Source organism: Arthrobacter sulfonylureivorans, from assembly GCF_047607445.1.
GTDB classification, from domain to species: domain Bacteria; phylum Actinomycetota; class Actinomycetes; order Actinomycetales; family Micrococcaceae; genus Crystallibacter; species Crystallibacter sulfonylureivorans_A.
Genome location: NZ_JBLKRT010000067.1, coordinates 1 through 6,403 on the forward strand (window position 1 = coordinate 1; position 6,403 = coordinate 6,403).

2 protein-coding genes and 1 pseudogene are annotated in these 6,403 nt (G+C 67.2%); all 3 read left to right on the plus strand.

The features are described 5' to 3' along the window. Window positions 1–610, plus strand: a pseudogene (locus ACMX2H_RS18595) (alpha-1,4-glucan--maltose-1-phosphate maltosyltransferase); the annotation flags it as partial. Beyond that, the gene (treS, locus tag ACMX2H_RS18600; RefSeq protein ID WP_414962717.1) at window positions 610–2,415 is read left to right on the plus strand and encodes a maltose alpha-D-glucosyltransferase; all 1,806 of its coding nucleotides are present in this window, start codon (window positions 610–612) and stop codon (window positions 2,413–2,415) included. The pseudogene ACMX2H_RS18595 and the gene treS, both read left to right, overlap by 1 nt. Next, window positions 2,408–6,262, plus strand: a complete 3,855-nt coding sequence (gene glgB / locus ACMX2H_RS18605) for a 1,4-alpha-glucan branching protein GlgB (protein ID WP_414962719.1) — start codon at window positions 2,408–2,410, stop codon at window positions 6,260–6,262. The genes treS and glgB overlap by 8 nt, the downstream gene beginning before the upstream one ends. Window positions 6,263–6,403: the final 141 nt, after the last annotated feature.

Below are 6,403 nucleotides of genomic sequence, written 5' to 3' on the forward strand. Positions count from 1 at the left end.
CAACACCCCGGACATCCTCACCGAGTACCTGCAGTACGGCGGCCCGGCCGCGTTCAAGATCCGTGCCGTGCTCGCCGCGACGGCCAGCCCGCTGTGGGGCGTGTATGCCGGCTACGAACTGTACGAACACGTGGCCCGGCCGGGCGCGGAGGAGTACATCGACAACGAGAAGTACGAGTACAAGGCCCGCGACTTCGCCGCCGCGGAGGCCGAAGGGCGCTCGCTGGCACCGTACCTGACCCGGCTGAACGCCATCCGGCGGGCCCATCCTGCGCTCGGGGACCTGGGCAACCTCACCGTCCACCGGAGCACGGATCCGGCCACGGTGGTGTACTCCAAGCACAAGGCCCACCTGCCCGAATCCCACAGCGGCGGGCGGGACACCGTCATCGTCGTGGTGAATGTGGACCCGCACAGTGCCCGCGAATCCACGGTTTCGCTGGACCTGGCGGCGCTGGGACTGCGGGACGAGGACTACAACGACGACGGCACATTCTGGGTGGACGACCTGCTGACCGGACAGAGTTGGCGCTGGGGCGAGCACAACTACGTACGGCTGGACGCCCACGTGGAGCCGGCCCACATCCTGCATGTCCGTAGGAACCGCTGATGGCGAGCCCCTTTCAACTGCATGCCCCGGGCCTGGCCCACGACCCGCACTGGTACCGCAAGGCCGTCTTCTATGAGGTGCTGGTGCGCGGCTTCGCGGATGCCAACGGCGACGGTTCGGGGGATTTCTCCGGACTGATCGAGAAACTCGACTACCTGCAGTGGTTGGGGATCGACTGCCTGTGGGTTCCGCCGTTCTTCAAGTCCCCGCTGCGCGACGGCGGATACGACGTCGAGGACTACTTCGACGTGCTGGACGAGTTCGGCACGATTGGCGACTTCAAGCGGCTGGTGGCCGAGGCCCACGCCCGCGGCGTGCGCGTGATCATCGACCTGCCGTTGAACCACACCTCGGACAAGCACGACTGGTTCGAGCAGTCCCGGCGCGAGCCGGACGGGCCGTACGGGGATTTCTATGTCTGGTCGGACACGGACGAGAAATACCAGGACGCACGAATCATCTTCGTGGACACCGAAGACTCCAACTGGGCCTTCGACCCGATCCGCCGGCAGTTTTACTGGCACCGCTTCTTCAGCCACCAGCCGGACCTGAATTTCGAAAACCCCAAGGTGATTGAGGCGGTCTTCGATGTGGTGCGGTTCTGGCTGGACCAGGGGATCGACGGCTTCCGGGCGGATGCCGTCCCCTACCTGTTCGAAGAAGACGGGACCAACTGCGAAAACCTGCCCGCCACGCATACCTTCCTGCAGGACCTGCGTGCCATGGTGGACGCCGAATACCCGGGCCGTGTGATCATCGCCGAAGCCAACCAGCTGCCCCATGAAGTGGTGGAATACTTCGGCCAGCAGGACGACGACGACGCGTTGCGGCCGGAGTGCCATATGGCCTTCCATTTCCCGATCATGCCGCGCCTCTACTATGCCCTGCGGGACCAGAACGCCGCCCCGATCGTGGCCACAATGGAGGAGACGCCGGCCATACCGGCCGGCGCCCAGTGGGCAACGTTCCTGCGCAACCACGACGAGCTGACGCTGGAAATGGTCAGCATGGAAGAGCGCGAGGCGATGTTCGGCTGGTATGCGCCGGACTCACGGATGCGCTCCAACATCGGCATCCGACGCCGGCTGGCCCCGCTGCTGGACAATTCCCGGGCGGAAATCGAACTGATCCACGCGCTGCTGCTCTCGCTGCCGGGCAGCCCGTTCCTGTACTACGGGGACGAGATCGGGATGGGCGACAACATCTGGCTCGAAGACCGCGACGCCTCCCGCACACCGATGCAGTGGAATCCGGACCGCAACGCGGGGTTCTCCACCGCGGACCCGGGCAAGCTGTACCTGCCGGTGGTGCAGTCGCTGGTGTACCACTACAACTACGTGAACGTAGAGGCGCAGTTGGCGCACAACAGCTCGCTGCTGCATTGGGTGCGCCAAATGCTGGCGGTGCGCAAGGCCCACCCGGCCTTCGGTCTGGGCAGCTATCGAAATGTGCCGGTCGAATCGGAATCTGTGTTGGCGTTCCTCCGCGAGGTACCGGAAAACAATCCGGAGGGCGTGGAGAGGCCCGAGTCGCTGTTGTGCATCTTCAACCTCTCGCAGCATCCGGTGGCGGCACCGCTGCAGTTGCCCCAATTTGCCGGCCGCGGGCTGCGCGACCTCTTCGGCGGCACTCCGTTCCCGGCCTTTGACGACGCCGGCCAGCTCACCCTGACGCTGGGCAGCCACGATTTCTTCTGGCTGCGACTGCGTTCCACGGCATCCAACCTTGCATCACCGCAAACTGAGACCCTGCCGGTCATCAAACCCGCGACTGACGGAACTGAGGTGGCAACAACCCATGCCTAAATTCACGCCGAGCATTCCCGAACTGCTGCACCCGTGGCTGGCGGCCCAGCGCTGGTTCCCGGCCAAGGGGCAGGAATCCGTGCTGCACCGGCTGGGCGGCATCCGGCTACAGGACCCCGCCGGCGAGGTGGGACTGGAGGTGCACATCGTGGCCGTGCACACGGCCAACGCCGTCCACGTGGTCAACGTGCCGCTGAGCTACCGGCGGGAGCCGTTGGCCGGCGGGGACGCGGCGCTGGTGGGGCGTGCGCAGCAGGAGTCCCAGAAGGCCGGCGGCGGCGAGGCTGCGGCCTGGACCGGCGAAGGCAATGGCGTCACGGACAGCGGCAGCGGGGAGCGTTGGATTTACGACGGCGCGCACGACCCGGTGTTCGTCGCCGCCTGGCTGGAACTGATGCGGCGGCAGGCGGTGACCGGCGACGGGCATACCCGCGGCCATGCCGGAGCCGGGTTCGACACCTGGCCGGAGTTCTCCACCGGGCTGCAGGCTTCGGTGCTGTTGGGCGAGCAGTCCAATACCTCGGTGGTGGTTCAGTCCGACCACGGGCCGCTGATCGTGAAGTTCTTCCGGGTCCTGGAAGCCGGCGCCAACCCGGACGTGGAAGTCGGCGTGCTGCTCACCAACGCCGGTTGCCGGGAAGTGCCGGCGACCTACGGCTGGGTCACCGGTGGCTGGCTCACCCCCGGCCAGAACGACGACGGCAGCGACCGCCTCTGGGACACCGGCCACCTGAGCGTGCTGCGGGAATTCCTTCCGGACAGCCAGGATGCGTGGCGCACCGCGTCCGGCTCGGCGCTGGACGGCACGGACTTCAGTTCACAGGCGCACCAGCTGGGTGCCGTCACCGGGCGGATCCACCGCAGCCTGCGCGAGGCTGCCGGAAGCCATCAGGCGGATGCCGCTCAGGTCAGCGCGTTCAAGGCGGCGTTGGCGGAACGGATCCGCTGGGGCTGGGCGCAGGCCGGGGCCTCGGTGGGACCGCTGGACGAGGCGGTGCAGGAACTGCTGGACCGGCTGGACCAGGTGACCGAGCTGCCCGAGTTGCAGCGGATCCACGGCGACTACCACCTGGGCCAAGTGCTGGACTCCGCGCAACGCGGCTGGGTGGTGCTGGACTTCGAGGGCGAACCGCTTCGGCCGATGGGCGAGCGCGGCACGGAAGACGTGCCGCTGCGCGACGTGGTCGGCATGTTGCGCTCCTTCGACTACGCCGCCGGAGTAGCCCGGTTGGCCGGGCCCGACGATTCGGCAGCAGCAGCCGCCGACGAGTGGGCCGCGCAGGCCAGTACCGCCTTCCTGGACGGCTACCGCGAAGAGACCGGCGACCCGGTGGACACCTCGTCCACCCTGTATCTGGCCCTGCTGCTGGATAAAGCGCTCTACGAAGTGGTCTACGAACAGCGCAATCGTCCGCGCTGGGTCAAGGTGCCGGTCCGCGGTGTCCGCGAGGCGTTGGCTCCGCTGACCGGGGCGGGCCAGGAGGCCGGCGGCAGCCGGGACATGGCTGCCGCCGGGGTCGGCGCCGCCGGCGCCGCAGCCGTCAACGGTCATGCAGCGGCGGCCGCGCCTGTGCGGCCCACCGCGGAGGAGGCCTCCGCACCGCCGGTGGCATCGCCGTCGCCGGGCCGCCGATCCGGCACCCCGGTGCACGTCGACGCGGAGGTGCTCTCCGCCGTCGCGCACGGCGCCTACCACCAGCCGCACGCGGTCCTCGGCGCGCACCTGGACGACCACGGGCACGTGACCGTCCGGACGCGGCGTCCGCTGGCCGAATCCGTCACCGTTCTCACGCCCTCGCTTCGCGTGCCGATGGAGCACGAACACGAAGGCATCTGGGTGGCGGTCTTCCCCGCGGACGACCCCGGACACGTCCCGGATTACCGCCTCGAAGTGGTGTACGACGGCGGCGCCCCCAGCATCGCCGACGATCCGTACCACTACCTGCCGAGCCTGGGTGAAATCGATCTGCACCTGATCGGCGAGGGTCGGCACGAGACACTGTGGACCGCGCTGGGTTCCCACGTGCGGCGCTACAACTCCGCGCTGGGAGACACCTCCGGGGCCAGCTTCGCTGTCTGGGCGCCGAATGCGCGCGCCGTTCGGGTCAAGGGCGACTTCAACCACTGGGACGGATCCCGCCACGCGATGCGTTCGATGGGCGGGTCCGGCGTGTGGGAACTGTTCATTCCCGGTGTGGAAGCCGGCGCCGTGTACAAGTACGAGCTGCTCGGCCAGGACGGCCAGTGGCGCGAAAAGGCCGACCCGATGGCCCGCTGGACCGAGGTTCCGCCGCTGACCGGCTCGCGAGTGGTCGAGTCGCATTACCGCTTTGGCGACCAGGAGTGGCTGGAACGCCGGTCCGTCCGCGACCCGCACAACGGGCCGATGAGTGTCTACGAAGTGCACCTTGGATCATGGCGGCTGGGGCTGGACTACCGGCAACTGGCCGAGCAGTTGGCCGAATACGTCAGCTGGCAGGGCTTTACCCATGTGGAGTTCATGCCGGTGGCCGAGCATCCGTTTGGCGGATCGTGGGGCTACCAGGTGACCTCCTACTACGCGCCGACCTCGCGTTTCGGGCATCCGGACGACTTCAAATACCTGGTGGACAAACTGCACCAGGCCGGCATCGGCGTGATCCTGGACTGGGTGCCCGCCCACTTCCCCAAGGACGAGTGGGCGCTGGCCCGCTTTGACGGCCAGCCGCTGTACGAGCACGGCGACCCGCGGTTGGGCGAGCACCCGGACTGGGGCACGCTGATCTTCGACTTCGGCCGCCGCGAGGTGCGCAACTTCCTGGTGGCCAACGCGCTGTACTGGCTGGAGGAGTTCCACATTGACGGGCTCCGGGTGGATGCGGTGGCCTCGATGCTCTACCGCGACTACTCCCGCAAAGAGGGGGAGTGGTTCCCCAACATCCACGGCGGCCGCGAGAACCTGGAAGCCATCTCCTTCCTGCAGGAAGTCAACGCCACTGCGTACAAACGGGTGCCCGGGATCGTCACCATCGCGGAAGAGTCCACAGCGTTCGATGGCGTGACCCGGCCGACCAGCGCCGGCGGCCTCGGGTTCGGGCTGAAGTGGAACATGGGGTGGATGCACGACACCCTCGAGTACATGGCCGAGGACCCGGTCAACCGGATGTATCACCACAGCAAGGCCACCTTCTCGATGGTCTACGCCTACACGGAGAACTTCCTGCTGCCGATCAGCCACGACGAGGTCGTCCACGGCAAGGGATCCATGCTGCGCAAAATGCCCGGAGACCGCTGGCAGCAGCTGGCCAATCTGCGCGCCTATCTGGCGTTCCAGTGGGCGCATCCGGGCAAGCAGCTGATTTTCATGGGCACCGAATTCGGCCAGGAGTCCGAATGGTCGGAACAGCACGGACTGGACTGGTGGCTCTCCGAAAACGTTCCGCACAAGGGGCTGCAGCGGCTGGTCCGCAACCTCAACGGGATCTACCGCTCCACGCCGGCCCTCTATGAGCGGGACAATGAGCCGGCCGGCTTCCAATGGATCGATGAGAACGACGGCGTGCACAACACGCTGTCCTTCATCCGTTGGGACCACCAGGGCAACCCGCTGGTCTGCGTGGCGAACTTTGCCGGCGCCCCGCATGAAGGGTTCCGGCTCGGCCTGCCGTGGGCGGGGGACTGGGACGAGACCCTGAATACCGATGCCGCCGAATACGGCGGGTCCGGAGTGGGCAACCTCGGCGTTGTCACGGCAGAAGAAGGCGGCTGGAAGGACAGTCCTGCCTCTGCCATCCTGCGGGTTCCCCCGCTGGGCGTCATGTACTTGAAGCCCTCGGCCGGTCCCTCCGCCCGGATGGCGGAAGGATGAACGGCAGCGGAATTTACTTCCCGCCCGAGCGGTGCTAGAGTTTATATCCGCGCAGGGCGGTGAAGCTGCCAGCGCGAAGCCGACCGGAGGCCTCGGCCGCCGGAAGGAACCGGCCGGACAGTTTGACAAAGACTGAAGGCG